This is a genomic window from Gimesia panareensis (assembly GCF_007748155.1).
GTDB classification, from domain to species: Bacteria; Planctomycetota; Planctomycetia; order Planctomycetales; family Planctomycetaceae; genus Gimesia; species Gimesia panareensis.
Map to the genome: position 1 here is coordinate 2,317,049 of NZ_CP037421.1, position 15,188 is coordinate 2,332,236.

Genomic DNA, 15,188 nt, shown 5'->3' on the forward strand with positions numbered 1-15,188 from the left:
ACTTGAATAATCTGGGCTAAGGCAAGTATCAAGCTGGGTTTACAGGAATCATACTCGCAGGGTTTTACGAGCGGTTTGCGTCGGGATAGAGCCACTTCTGCAGCAACCAGCTCAGACAGGGAATCATCACCCAGGTCATCAGTGGAACCGTGATGGAGGTGGTGATCGCACTTCCAATCAGAAAATGCAGCTCACTGGTAAAGGGACGAATCAGATTGATGATCGGAATAATGCTCACATAGACGGCGATCCAGATAATGATCGCCATTTTGTATTTGGGTGGATGCGGCTGATGTTCATCGTGATGGGTAAATTCGAACCAGGTTTCCAACCCGGTGTTATGTGTGATCACAGGGGGGCAGTGTTCGAGCGCATGCAGGCGGGAGATCCAGTGCTCCCGCTCAGGGGAATTCTTCCAGCGTTCCAGATTCTCCAGTCGGTCGAACCGCAGCACGATCTGGTATGTGGGGCGGGAACGGGATTCCTGTTTCAAAACAGTTGTCCCCAAATGGCCGGGGAATTTCAGTGAAGCCTGAATGGTGTTTGTTAAGGTCTGCTCCCACTCTTTTTCATTCCCGGGAGCAGGGTGCGCCGTCACAACCATCGTGACGGGGTCGGAGTCAGTTGCGCGCATGCGTCCAATGCTTTCCTGTAGTTAAACGAGGTCGATGTGATAAGGCAGCTAATTGCCGATTCTCCAGGCGATTGAAGACATTGTTCGCCCGGGTGTCATTTTGTGAAGCGTCTATTTCCGGAATTTTCCCAAAGCTGTTAAAGATCCATTCCTGAACAGCTTAGAACCGGAGCCTCCACCTGAACTTCACCAGACAGTTTACAGTTTAGAAATTCATCTAGGCAACATTCAAAAAATCTGATAATGGAAGCCAGCAATCCCGATATATTAACTGACGGACAAAAACTGGTCTGTCGCACTATAGAGACTGCTCAGGGATTGTAAAAACTGCAAGTAATGTGTGGAAGGATTCACATCAATGAACTCGTTATCATGTCGGGCTGGGATGACTCTTCTTTTCGCGGGCCTGTTAATTCAAACAGGCTGCAGCGCCAGAAACAATACGGAAACCGGCATGGCCAATGGGGCAGGCATTGGTGCACTCGCAGGAGCAATTATCGGCAGTAATTCCGGCGATGCCGGCGCAGGAGCGTTGATTGGCGCTGCCACCGGCGGCCTGGCTGGCGGACTGATCGGGAATGCCGAGGATGCCCGGGAAGAACGCGATGTTGCGATTGCCCAGGCGAATCACGAGCGTATGGCCCGTTCAGCAATTCACAACAACGATGTGCTTCAGATGGCCCACAACGGCGTCAGCGATTCTGTGATCATGGGCGCCATTCGCAGTCGAGGCGGTGCTTTTGATCTCAATCCGCAGACGATCATCATGCTCAAGCAGCAGGGGCTGAGTGACCAGTTGATCGAATTCATGCAGCAGCACAACTACGTCAGCAGTACTTCCGAGCCCGTCGTCGTCCGGGAACGGGTCGTCACTTCACCGTCCGTGGTCTATGTAGCGCCGAGACCGCGTCCCCGCTATGTGCGGCCGCACTATGGAGTGCACGGCCACTTCCACTTTTAACGGTCGCGGCTGACAACGCGTGCGACGGCTTCGTCTTTCCAGTCGACGGTCAGCCACAGAATGGCCTGACCATCCTGGCTGCCGGTCGCGACATAGCGTCCGTTGGGAGAAAAGTCGACCGACGTGACTCCCTGTGAGTGGCTGCTCAGCGTCAGAATTTCCTTACCTGATTCGGTATCCCACAGCTTGGCGGTCCCGTCGTCACTGGCGGTGAAGGCCCGCGAGTCATCTGGCGAAAAGACGACTGATTCTACCGAGGCCGTATGCCCAGAGAGAACTTTTTTCTCGTGCGTGGCAATGTCCCAGATGATCGCCGTATTGTCTTCGGATCCGGAAATCAGCCGTGTACCGTCATGCGAGAAAGCGACTTCGAGCACCGGCCAGGCATGTCCCTTGAACGTCGACAGCTTTTTGCCGGTCTTTGCATCCCACATCACCAGGGTTTTGTCATCTGATGCGGTCACGATTTTCATCCCATCGGGAGAGAATACAGCACTCTTCACATGCGTCCCCGGCTGATCGAGGCTCAGCAGCATCTCACCTGAATGGGCATCCCAGATTTTCGAAGTTCCGTCATCGCTGGCGGTCACGATGCGATCACCGTTGGGGGAGTAACGAACCGTATTCACGTAACCGGTATGCTTCTGCTCCAGTTTCATTTCCGCCTGTCCGGTCTGTGTGTTCCAGATTTTAGCAGAGTTGTCCCAGCTCCCGGTGACCAGCCATTTTCCGTCAGGCGAGTAGGAAGCGGAGGCGACTACGCCATGCGGATGAAACGCCATCAGCTGCTGAGCGGTGACCCCGCTCCACAACCGGGCATCACGACCACCGACCGTCAGAATTGAATCATGATAAGGTGAGAAGACCGCCGTCCACAGCATCCCGCCACGGGCCTTGAAATCCAGAAACGGTTCCAGTTGCCCGTTGCGTCCGGGAACCTGCAGTTCTTTACCGGTATCGAGAGCCCAGAGCTGAATCATCCGCTGCTGCACATTCGCTGTCAGCAGACGCTTATTATCCTGAGAAACACTGACCGAGTTGATCAGGCCCTTCGCAGGCTGGATGGTCTGAACCACCGCGGGGGTCGCCAGATCCCAGATGCGAACCAGCCCGTCAGCACAACTGGTGACGGCTTTTTTCCCGCTAGCAAACACATCCATCGACAGGACTGCATCCGGGTGTTTCAGGATCTGTTTCCGGTTCTCTTTACCGGTGGTGATGTCCCAGTTTCCGACCGTGTTATCTCCACTGGAAGAAAGCAGGGTTTTACCATCGGGCAGAAACTCCAGTCCGTTAATTCGCCGGGTATGACCTTCCAGGCGATGCAGCAGCTTGCCGCTGGCAACTTCCCACAGCATGCAGCGTCCGCGGGCATCACCACTGGCACAGTACCGCATGTCCTTCGAGAATGCGACGGCACTGACTTCGGATTTATGTCCGGCAAGCTCGCGGATCAGTTTGCCGGTTTCGATATTCCAGATGCGGACGGTCTTTTTGTCACTACCGGTCAGCAATAACCGCGAATCGGCAGAAACATCAATCGCCGCACTCCGGCCTGTGTGCTCAAACCGCTTGTGTTCGGTACCGGTCTGAATATCCCAGATCCGTACCGAGTTATCGACGGCAGCAGTTGCCAGCCGCTTCCGGTCCGGCAGGAAAATGGCACTGGAGGCCAGGAAGGCGTGGCCTTCGGTAAATTCGGTTTCCGGTTTACCCGTCGACACATCCCAGGAAATGGCCGTTTTATCGCGGCTGGCAGTGACAAGACGTTTGCCGTCTTTGGAGAACGACACATCCAGAATCGCATCCACATGCTGGGCGAGCACCCGTCCTTTCAATGTGCGGATTTCGGCATAACCGGCGATGTTCCACAGTTTGAGCTGAGCATCATGACTGGCGGAGAGAATCCATTTGCCGTCGTTCAGCAGCGTTGCCGCCTGGACCCAGCTGTCATGTCCCCGGAAGGTCTTGATAGCTTTGACCGTTTCGACGTCCCAGAGTTTGACTGTATTATCGTGGCTGGCTGAGATGATCATGGAACCATCATTGGAGAACTCAGCCGACTGTACACTTTCCTGATGCCCTTCGAATGCGACATAAGGTGGTTCCTGGACTCGCTGCCCGGAGACGATTTTGGAAAAATCGAATGGGACGATATCTTCCGGTTTCCAGAGCAGAATCCGCCGGTCGTAACCGCTGGTCACGACATGCGTGCTCTGTGGATCGGGTGAAAAGTGAGCCGAATAAATCGGGCCTTCGTGACCGGTGAAGGGGGCCCCTTTTTCCCCCGTTTCCACCGACCAGATGACGGCAGTACCGTCCTGGCTGGCCGTGACAATTCGCCGTTCGTCCGTCGAGAAGTTAGCGTCCCAGACCCACCAGTTGTGTCCCCAGAAACGTCGAATCTGTCTGCCGGACTGCAGATTCCAGAGCCGGGCCGTCTTGTCATAGGAACTGGTTAGCAGGCGCTGTCCATCTTTGGAAAAGCTGATACTCAAGACGCCTTCAGTGTGCCCGCGGTCAAACGGGGCCTTCTGGTTCGGATCTTCAAACTTGCGCGCGATCGGCAGATGTGTTTCGAGGTCCCACAGCTTGATAAACCCTTCGGGGTCTTCGCTGCCCGTTGCCAAAATTTTCCCGTCTGGACTGATCGCTGCTGCCAGCACGGGGTGATTCTTGTGATCGAAGGTCGCGACGATCTGTCCCGTTGCGCGATCCCAGAGCCGGGCATAGCCATCGCGGCTGCCGGTGACGAATTGTGTATTGTCCCGGGAGAGTGCCAGTGCATCCACCGGTGCCTTGGCATCAAATGTCCGGCTGCTCTGCGAACAGAGATGCATCAACCGTCCCCATTCCCAGTTCCGCAGCCGTTCGGGGCATCCCTTGAGTAATTCGATCGCACTTTCAAAGGCATTCTCGTCAATCTTGGCAGCCGCCAGTCCAATGCGAGCGATGTAGGCTTCGTATTCTTCCTTCTCTTTGGCTGCTTCAGCGATTTCTTTTTGGGCAATTGCTTCCTTTTCTGATTCTTCAGCTTCTTCTCTGCTCTTGACTGCTGCCTCACGTGCAATTGCTTCCTGCTTTTGTGCTTTTTCCGCTTCCAATTGTTTAGTACGGGCTACCTGTTCCGACTCAATTGCTTTTGTTAGTGCAATCGTTTCTTTTTCTTTTGCCTGGACGGCGTTGTCCCGCTCATTTGCCGCGACCTTTTCGGCTTGACGTGCGTTTTCGGCTTCGGCACGGATCCAGAAAAAGGCACCGGTGACGATGACCAGCACGGTTGCCAGCATCCCCACAAACACGCGCTTGGCGGTTTTCAGACGCTGCTGGCGGGCATCCCGTTCGGTCTGTGCTTCGCGAATCGTGTCGATCAGGTCAGCGTGTCCTGTCTCTTCCTCTTTCAACAGGGAGAGGGCCAGGTCGTAGTCTCCCTTGGCATACGCAGTGTTGGCGTAAGAGAGCGTCGTTTTTTCGACACCTTCCCGCGCTGTCTTATTGTCGGGCCAGAGGGAGAGTGCTTCCTGGAATCCAAACAGTGCCCGTGAGAACAGTTCGTAGTTTTCTGTTTCCGTGGCTTTTTTCAGATCCTCTTCAGCCCGGGTTGCCAGTGAGATACTTTCGGAATGCGACTGATACTGTGTAATCGCCTGCTGAAATTCCTGGACGCTCTGGTAGCGTTCTTCCTGACGCAGTGCCATGGCTTTAAGCGCAATTTCAACGAGTTCGCCTGATTTCTCCGTAGGTACGATTTCGTTCTTGGCGGCCGCCATCAGACATTTCATTGCAGTCTTACCGGTGTGCGGAGGCCTTCCGGTCAGGATTTCATACAGAATGGCTCCCAGCAGATAGATATCCGAAAGCGGGCTGATTTTGTCGACCGGGCCGGTTGCCATCTCCGGCGCCATGTAAGCGGGGGTTCCCCCCATGCTGGAAGTGGTGATGATACTGTCTGACTTGCGGAACCCGGACGTCGACTGAGCCAGGCCCCAGTCCATGACCAGCACTTCGCCGAACTCACCGAGCATCACGTTTTCGGGCTTCAAATCGCGGTGAACCACACTCCGCGAGTGCGCAAATGCGACTGCATCGGCGACTTTCATCAGGATATTCAGATTTTCGCCCAGGGAGTTTTTGCGGATCGTCTTCAGCCAGGGACGTCCTTCGACTTTCTTCATCGAATAAAACAAGGCGCCGCTGTTGTTGCTCCCCACATCATAAATGGGCACGATGTTGGGGTGGTCCAGTTCCCCGGTGACGACCGCTTCTGCCAGGAACTTGTGACGTTGATCTTTATTCTTGGCGGTTTTGCCTTTCAGCATTTTCACCGCAACCTGGCGGTCAATCGAGGTCTGCCGGGCCGTATAGACGATCCCCATGCCCCCCTGGCCAAGGACTTCCATCAGTTCGTATTCTGCATTATCCAGAAGTTCTGACTTGGTCTTGTCGCTGAAATCCCGCTTCTTGATCACCAGGGATGTCTGGCTGGTGAGTTCGTCGAGGGGGAATTCCGGCGCCTTGATGGTCATTTCCGGGCCTTCCGGAATGGTTGCCATGCCCGGCCCCCAGGCATCATTCATCGTGGCTACCAGTTCGGGGGGGACATCATCAGAGACAATCGTGGCGTCGATGTCTGCGGGCGCATTGCCGTCTTCGACCAGGGTCGCGCCGATATCAGAGTTGTCAACTGGATCGTCCATGATCATTGTCTGATCGTTTGCCGGTTCCGGCTGTTCCTCCGGATTCTCGCTGACCGTCTGCATCCCGGCCCAACTGGCATGCTCGTCTTCGGTAATCGTCCGATCCAGGTCGTTCAGATTCGGGTCGACCAGGGTGGCATTGATCTCTTCCGAATCACCGCTCTCGACGATCGTCTGATCAATTCCGCCCAGATCTTCGTAGGTGTCATTTTCCGAACCGTCTTCTTCAACCGTCTGAAACTGTTCGTCTGCCATTGTGGCGTTGGAATCGTCATCCATACCGGAACAGGTTGTTTTCGATTCCCATTCATCAGAAATAATCGTCTGGTCGATGTCACTGCCAGATTCATCCGAATCAGAGAGGGAGTCTGACTGTGTCTGATCGTGGCGCAGACTCTGGTCATCATCCGATTCTTCGTTCTGTTCTTCTTTTTTGTCAGGAAATTCGTTCATAATGTTACCCGCGTGGTGTCGTTTTAAACGACGATCTCAGTTTTATTTACGATTGATTCAGCAAGGTATCAGTTCTATTCTTACGGTGTATTCAGCGAGATCAGTGGCTCGATTATAGCATTTAATTCTGCCTGCGATTCAGTTTATAGCGCCGATTCAACAGGCGGCTGCCATATTTTTCCAGCGCCGTTTCGCTTTCGACCTGCGTAGCAGGTTTACGGAATAACGAGCGGCCGTGGAAATAACCTGACAGTAAAGCCGCACTACCCCAGGCTTTATCACTGGTTTCCAGCTGTGCCGTCGCCTCAGCAGGCAAGGGGAGAGTACGGTGTTCGTGTGCATTCTCAGTTTGCGGTTCCCGGGGCAGGATGGTCTGCCATTCCGCAGTTTCATTGATCAGGAACTGTTCCAGCAGATCGATCCGATCAGTGATATCAGCCGGTCCGGCATCCGTCATGACGACCGTAGTCAACTGTTCCAGATCTCGCAGAGTGACTGTCCGCGATTCCTGATCTTCACGTTGTGTATTGTTATTGTTATCACCAGGTTTCTGCTGATCAGGAGCCGTAGGTGCATTGGACCGTTCTTCGGTAACGTCGCTGGCTTTTCCATTGCGGATATCGACATCCATCAGCAGACGTACGCGTTCCTCACCCGCTTCCTTCAAGTAGATCTGGTAGCGTCCGTCGGGCAGGGTGCTGAAAAGTTTCGGCAGATTGTCCAGATCGGATTCATCCAGCGGCACATCTTCGATCACATCCCCGTTTGGAGCCAGGATTCGCAGGAAGACCAGGCGTTCTGCGTTTTTGTTGGCTTCATTGATTGCCGTTTCCAGCAGCTGATTTTCCCTGATATTAAACACTATCTGCTGGATTGATGATGCATCCAGGATGACATCCTGGCGTGGGAAGATCAGCTGTGGCACCTGGGGTGTCGTGTCGATCGCTACGGTTGCCAGACCTTCACCCGGCGTTTCCAGCAAATCAGCTTGACTGGTGAAATCCAGGCTGCCGTTTCCATCGGAGAAGGTAAACTGTTTGTCTCCCTGCATCGTCACGAGAATCGGAATGTCAGCTGACGGGTCCTGCGGATCCGGGTTGGTGGTGTATGTATGCTGGAAGACGAACGAACCAGGGTCAGAGAAATTAAAGGTTTCTACAGTCCCGTCACCCCAGTCGATGGTGATATAAAAGTTTTGTTCGGTGAAGCGACCGAAATCGCCGGTCACCGTTGCCAGACCGGTGGGCAGAATCTGCGGCGTCAGAATATTACGCAGGTCCGGAGGCAGGCCGGCGATCGCACCGGTTTCCGAATTGAGCGTTGTGTTCGCATCGATCAGCACGCCGCTGTCTCCATGTCCGGAGAGTACACCCGAACCAGCCACGCTGTGATCAGAGGCGAATCCTGTATCATTGACCGCCAGGAACCCGTTACCGGCTTCGAGATTAATATTCCCGTTTCCGCCAAAGGCACGTACCGAGGCATTCAGCGTCAGATCTCCGGGGCCGGTTGATTCCAGATCGATATTCCCTCCCGAGCTGTTGATCACGGGAGAATCCACGGTCAGCGGGCTCGCATTCGAGATGTTGATGTCTCCGGAGGCACCGGCTGCATTGGTGACTCCAGCCAGACCATCGACTGTACCAATTGTTAAAAGAGCTCCTCCCAGATCATTGTGGACCTGAATACTGCCCGAATCTGTATTATTTGCGGCCAGCAGGGAGACTGCAGTCTCCAGGGCATCTTCAGAGCCGGCACCGGTCGCCGTACGCATCACCAGTTCATCAGCCGTAATATCGCGGCCCCCCGTATCACCGGCATCGACAATTCCACCATCGGTACTGGTCAGGCGGGTCAGGGTTGTGGTAAACAACTGCCCTACGGTAATGGAATCGCCCGCCTGGAGATCCATGATCCCGGCCCCCGCATCAAAGACGGTGCCATCAGACATGGTGATGCCGCCACCACCTGGACCTGCAGATGCGGAATCAGCCAGGAGTGTGATTTTTCCGTCGGCTGAGCTCAAATCCCCGTCACTGCCAAAGTTCAGACTGTTCTGTGCGGTCAGATCGATCGTTCCGCCAGCGGTACTGAACCCATCGTTGATTTCAATCGAAGAGTTCACACCGGTCGCCGTGACCTGAATCGTGCCGACACCGTCCGTTGAGACGACATTCTGCAGGACTCCCGGATTTTCAAAGAGCAGGGAGCCATCCGCATTCAAGGTGATATCGGAGTCCGTGGTGGAAATCTCTTCAAACTTCGCAGACTGTTGTCCCGTCTGTTCGTAATCGATCGATCCGGTTCCTGTCGTGAGTTTCGTCACTGTCACCGGTCCGGTCTCTACGGAGGAGACGTGATTCAGATCAATGTTGCCCGTGCTCGTATTGACGGAAAGTGTACCTGCTGAAAGTTCGACGGGAGCCGAGTTTCCAATGCCGTTGATGGCTTCCAGTGTGATCGAGCCCGAGGCTGCATTCAGATCGACTTCCGGCGAAGCCTTATCATCGACCGCGTCATTGATTTCGCCGGCTGAGGTCACGGATATGGAACCGTCCAGAGCTGCTACATCACCCAGCAGGATATTTCCAAAGTTAATCGTTGAAACATCGATCGCAGGTGTCGCGCCACCTGCAGAAATCGAAGTTAAGGTCAGCGTATCGGTCTGGGCATCCCCTTCATTGGAGACCGTGATCGCACCGTCGTCGGTCGATACCAGGTCAAGGGCCAGAGATTCGTTACCCACCTGGGCCAGTTCAATATTTCCGGTTCCGGTTGTGATACTGGTCGCTGTTACTCCCGTCGTCGCTGTGTTATGCAGCAGCACATCGCCGTCCGTTGTATCCGCTGAAAAGGTGTCGACGCTCAGTTCGAGTGTGTCACCCACGCCAATTCCTGACACCGCATTCATATCCAGACTGGTGGCATGAATGTTGAGCTCTCCCGGAATGCCGTCGTTTTGATCAATAATCGAGGCTTTGGAATCGAGCACGACATTGTTGGAAACGGTTTCAATCAGACCGTTCAGCAGAATATCGCCTGTGGAATAGACCTCGATGTCGCCAGCGGTCGCCTGGATGATATCGTGAACGATCAGATCGTCGGTCTCGATGATGCGAATCTCACCCGAAGTCTGGTTGGTAATATCGATCTGATCGACTTTCGTTTCGATCTCACCATTCAAGTCACCAACTTTACCTGCTCCCAGTGCAGCGACAATTGTCACGCGAGCGCCTGTTTCATTCGCAATCAGGTCTTCGCCCGTGCTGTCCCCGGAATCAATCAGGCTGGAATCGGTATCGATCTGAATTGCAGAGTTTGTGTTGTTGGTCGTGATGATCTGGCTCAGCATGATATCATCACTCGCAGTCAGGCTGACGGCGCCGTCACCGGCGTCGATATAGGTCCCATCCGCCATGGTGATCCCGCCAAATAGACCACCCGCACCGTTGTCCGCATCTGCGGTCAGCATCACGCTGCCTGAGGTGCTGGTCAGATTCGTTGTCCCGTTGAACAGGATGTCATTGGCCGTCGAGATCGTAACCGAACCGGTATCACTCAGCAGATTATGATTCAAAATCAGGTCGGCGTCAGTATTGGTTGTTTCCAGGAAAAGTGTCCCGGTGCCCAGTGTCTGCACCAGGTTCGTCACCGTAATACTGCCGGCAGAGCTTAACGAAATATTCGTGTCCGTTCCCCCGGTCAGACTCAGTCCGTCTGTATTCAGATCGACAAGCTCCAGGGCAGGGGAGTCATTTGCGATCACGAAATCAGAGCCGAGCACCGTTCCGTCAAACTGCTGAGCGGTGATGTTGACGGTCTCAGCGGAACCGGATTTGAATAAAATCGAGTTCACGGCATTGATGTCGATTGCGCCTCCACCCGCGTCGATAATATCGGGAGCATCCAGACGCAGATTCGCAGTCTGCAGTCCTGTGGGCACCGTAATCAAGACATCTGAGATAAAGCTGATTGTATCCTGCGTATTGCTGATGCCGGTGGTCGTGGAAGCATCCAGGGCTCCGCCGGTCGCTCTCACATACGTGGTGCCAGCGGTTCCCGTCCCCGCATCCAGATTGATCAGCTCAGGCGTGGTCCCCGTGTTATCGATTACAATCTGGTCGCCGCTGGTCAGGTCCATGTGATTGACGCTGGTTTGTAGCGGATCAAAACCGTCTGCGGTGAAAACATTCGTGATTCCGCCAATATTGCGTCCCGCGACAATGGTCAACAGGTCACCGCTGGTCAGGTTGCTGTCAGTACTGTCTGAATCGAGCACATCCCGGTCGGCGTTTAATGTGATGTCTGCCGTATTTTGCGCTGTTAGTGTAGTAACCAGGATATCGCTGTCCGCCCCGGTCGCCGTCAACGTAACACCATTGTTCGTATCGGAGGCCGAGTTATTGGTCGAAGTGACGTCCAGTACTTCAATAGTTCCAGCTGCGTTAACCGTGATGAATCCGTCAAACGTGGTGAGTTGAGTCAGCGTGATGCCATCGACTTCATCAATGCGGATGCCACCCGCATTCGTATTCACATCCGCAGTCACGGTATTCACGTCGGTATCGACGTCGATACCGTCCTGGGTACCGCCGGCACTGCTGGACGACATATTCAAATCATCTGCCGTGATCCGGTTTGAATCGGCTCCGTTTGTGTCCAGAATGCCGTCATCGGCTGTCAGAATCACGTCTGCCACACCGGTGGCGGTGATCGTCGTCACCAGAATGTCACTGTTCGTGCCGGTGGCGGTGAGCGTGATGTCGTTGTTGTCACTGCTCGAATCATTTTGTGAAACAACCGAGGTCGCTGTAATGCTCGCAGTGTTATTGACCGTGATTGCACCGTCAAAGGTCGACAGGTTCAGCAGTTCTACCGCGATACCGTTGTCGATCATCAGGTTCCCGACACCGGAGACGGTCGCAGAGAGGGTGCCGATCTCGGTTTCCAGCGGATTCCCGTCACCAATACCGGTCACCGCATTCAAGACTGCGGTAAAAGCGACAATGTCCGTGTGGCTGTCGCCATTATCACTGATGGAAGCGGACAGGGAATCGATATTCACCGTACCGGTCGTCAGCAATCCGCCCAGCAGAACATCGCCATCGGTGGTCAGGTTAATTTCACCTGTTCCGGCGTCAATCAACGCGCCATCGATCATGGTGATCGGATTACCGTTGCTGCCCGCGGCATTGTCTGCTGTGAGTGTGACGGTGCCGGAGGTCGAATCAATCAAAGCCACGCTGCCGAGCAGCAGGTCGTCTTCCGCTGTCAGCGTGACGGTCCCTGTATTACTTTTCAAAGTGGCATCCAGGTTGATGCCGCTGCCGGTCCCTGTCGATTCACCCAGCAGTTCAATCTTTCCGGTTCCGGAAGCAGAGACAACCGCGCTGTTCGAAATCTCGATGCCGTCATCACCGTTTGAGGTGCCATTGATTGTGATCTGGCCGTTCTTGTTGATGACCTGCCCGTTAACTGTCTGAATTAAAGTCCCTTGCGAAGCGGTACTTCCGCCAGTGGAATCGCCGGTGATGGAAATCGCGCCATCCACGGATTGCACCAGACTTGTGATTTCAACTCCCGACCGGTCAGCCGTTGTACTGCCGTCGATCGTGATACCCGCCGCATCCGCTCCAGTACCGTTGGAAACGATCTGTGCCTGATCGGACAGCATGAAGCCAACGCCGGCATCTGTTGTGCCTGTGATGTCAATATCACCATCGGTGGATGTGACATTCGTGGAGGCTCCGTCGATGAACACTCCATGATTGTCGTTAATGCCCCCACCTGCGGTTCCATTGATCGTAATCGTGCCGGCATCCGTACCAGTGGCTGAGGATGAAATCGTCGTTCCGGAATGCAGATAGACACCATGATGATCGCCAGTCAGGGCATCGGTTCCGCCGAAACCGGTGATCGTGATATTTCCGGTACCGGAGGTGTACAGATTCGCTTTATCAGCTTCTACACCAATAAAATCGCCCGCTGTCACACCGCCGTCATTGGCCAGTAGCGTAATTCCGCCATTGACGGTTTTCAGATTACTACCGCTGTTCAATTTAATGTTGCGGGTCGAGGTCAACAGAATCGCCCCGGTTCCCAGAGTACTGATTGTAGTCGCGAGATCGACTGTCAGCGTGTCCGTTGCATCCAGGGTGATCGAGCCGGTGGACGACTGCACGGTTTCAGTGACATCCAGCGTGCCCGTATTGTGAATGACAATGTCCTGGTCCGCATTCAGGCCATCCTGCGCGGTGATGCCACCAATGGTCAGAGCGCCGGTATTGTCCAGGAAGAGTCCGCCTGTACCTGCGTCTGCCTCCAGGAAGGAAATCGCGGTGTCAATCGCATCCGCCAGTTGGCCGATACTCAATTTCGAATTCAGCACCAGCTGGCTCGCCGTCACATTGTTCACACCGGTACTGTCATTGTCGGTGATTCCCCCGAGTGTCGAAGTGATATCGACGCGGCCCCCGGTTGTGGTGATTCCGGACAGGGCGATATCGCCTGCTGCAGTGAGCTGAATCTGTCCGCCCTGCGATTCCACTCGACTGCCTGAATCCATCGTGATGCTGCCGACATTCGAGCCGTCATTATCAGCTGTCAAAGTGATATTGCCACTGCCCTGGCTGAGAATACTCGTGGTCGCGGAGAGTGTAATATCGTTATCGGCCCGCAGGGTAATGCTGCCGTCGGCACTGGTTAAGCTCGAGTCCAGTTGAATGTCGGAGTTGGTTCCCTTGGCGGTCAGTTGGACTGTACCAGCACCATCGACGGTCACACCGCCCCCTGTGACTGAGACAGTACCGTTCGACGCACTCGCTTCTACAGATCCCCCACCGGTCCCATTCGTAGTATCCAGGCTGGTGTTGAGCGTCGTAAAGCCGGTGACGGCGTTGACGGTGATACCACCCCCGTCTCCGGTAAGCAATGAACCGTTGGAAAGATCGACTTTACCCGTGTTGGAAGTAACCTGGATGTTTCCTCCTGCAGAGGCACCATTCGTTGTATCAATTCCCGTACCGGTGGAAATGACATCGCTGCCTGCCTGCAGGGTGACGCTGCCACCCTCTCCGGTATTGACGCCATCATCTTCCAGGGTGATCATGCCTGTCGCGTTGATCGCGATATCTCCCAGAGCATTCACGCCGCTATCTTTGGTGATCACATCCCCGTTGTTGGCATCAATCGTAATCGCAGCTGCAGAACCATTCGTTGTCGTGACGGAGCGTGTGGTGACATTTGCACCATCGATATCAATGGTGCCCGTACCCGCATCCAGGCTGGAACCGGATTCCATGGTCACGTCGCCGGCTGTAGAACTGTCTGAATCAGCGGTAATCGTCACTGCGCCGTCCGTGCTGACAGCATCTTTCAGAATCACATCATTGGTGGAACTGATGTCGATCGAGATAACAGTTCCGCCGGTGAGTGTCTTGTCAAACGTAATATCGTCGGCGGTAGTCGATGTAAAGACAGTGGAGACGCCCAACGTGACCACATCGTGGTACGTCTGGCCCCCCGTGGTCGTGACTGAGCCACCGTTGACTTCAGTCGTGCCATTCGCATCGGTAGTCAGACTGGTCAGGGCAGACGAATTACCGACCTGGTCATTGAAGATCGTAGTTCCGTCAGTGTTGACGTTAAGGTTGTGAGCTCCGTTCAGTGTCGATTTAAACTGGATGGTTCCAGAAGCGGAACTCGACAGAACCGTATCTGCCCCGAGCATGACCGCATCGTTGAATAGCTGTCCTCCAGTCGTGGCGATGCTGCCCCCGTTGACATTGGTTGTTCCGTTGGCATCGGACGTCAGGCTGGCCAGTTCGTTCGTGTCACCGACCGTATTATTAAAGGTCGTGTCACCGTCGGTCTTGATTTCCAGCGTATAGGTTCCGTTCAACCGCTCGTGGAAGGTGATGGCCCCGCTGCCGGTACTGGTGAGAATCGTATTCGCCCCCAGTTCGACATCGTCATTGAAGATCTGATCGCCGGTGGTTTCGATGCTTCCCCCGTTGATCTGCGTCGTACCGTTCACGTTCGTAGTCAGGCTGACCAGGGCGGCTGAGTTACCCACCTGATCGTCGAAGATGGTCGTCCCGTCAGTATTGATATTGAGCGTATACGCCCCATTCAAAGTCGAAACGAACTGAATCGTACCGCTGGCGGAACTGGAGAGGATGGTATTGTCTCCCAGCACCACAGCATCGTTAAACAGCTGGCCGCCCGATGTAGCGATACTGCCGCCATTGATATTGGTTGTCCCATCAGCGTCGGTGGTCAGGCTCGTCAGTTCATTTGCATTGCCCACGGTGCCGTTAAAAGTGGTGTCGCCCGCGGTTTTGATTTCCAGAGTGAATGAGCCGTTCAGAGTCTGGTCGAATGTGACTGCGCCGCTGCTGGTGCTAGTCAGTATTGTGTTGTCGCCCAGTTCCACGTCGTCATG

Annotated in this window: 4 protein-coding genes; 1 reads left to right on the top strand and 3 read right to left on the bottom strand. The window is 54.4% G+C overall.

Translation table 11 applies throughout. The features are described from left to right. Window positions 1-64: 64 nt before the first annotated feature. Window positions 65-634 (bottom strand): antibiotic biosynthesis monooxygenase, encoded by a 570-nt coding sequence (locus Enr10x_RS08595; RefSeq protein WP_145109216.1) that lies wholly within the window; start codon window positions 632-634, stop codon window positions 65-67. Window positions 635-1,088: 454 nt separating this feature from the next. On the opposite strand from Enr10x_RS08595, the gene Enr10x_RS08600 reads away from it, so the two are divergent. After that, window positions 1,089-1,595: a glycine zipper domain-containing protein gene (locus Enr10x_RS08600; protein WP_197996567.1), complete on the top strand. Its 507-nt coding sequence runs from the start codon at window positions 1,089-1,091 to the stop codon at window positions 1,593-1,595. Here Enr10x_RS08600 and Enr10x_RS08605 read toward each other — a convergent pair. After that, window positions 1,592-6,745, bottom strand: a complete 5,154-nt coding sequence (locus Enr10x_RS08605) for a protein kinase domain-containing protein (RefSeq protein ID WP_145109210.1) — start codon at window positions 6,743-6,745, stop codon at window positions 1,592-1,594. The two genes, Enr10x_RS08600 and Enr10x_RS08605, sit on opposite strands and share 4 nt — an antisense overlap. A gap of 121 nt (window positions 6,746-6,866) precedes the next feature. Next, complete coding sequence (locus Enr10x_RS08610) at window positions 6,867-15,179, bottom strand: hypothetical protein (RefSeq protein WP_232093268.1); 8,313 nt, start codon at window positions 15,177-15,179, stop codon at window positions 6,867-6,869. Window positions 15,180-15,188: the final 9 nt, after the last annotated feature.

Bases quoted from the DNA above. Each gene is read 5' to 3' on its own strand.
- Enr10x_RS08595 (WP_145109216.1), bottom strand. From the start codon at position 634: ATGCGCGCAACTGACTCCGACCCCGTCACGATGGTTGTGACGGCGCAC.
- Enr10x_RS08600 (WP_197996567.1), top strand. From the start codon at position 1,089: ATGGCCAATGGGGCAGGCATTGGTGCACTCGCAGGAGCAATTATCGGC.
- Enr10x_RS08605 (WP_145109210.1), bottom strand. From the start codon at position 6,745: ATGAACGAATTTCCTGACAAAAAAGAAGAACAGAACGAAGAATCGGAT.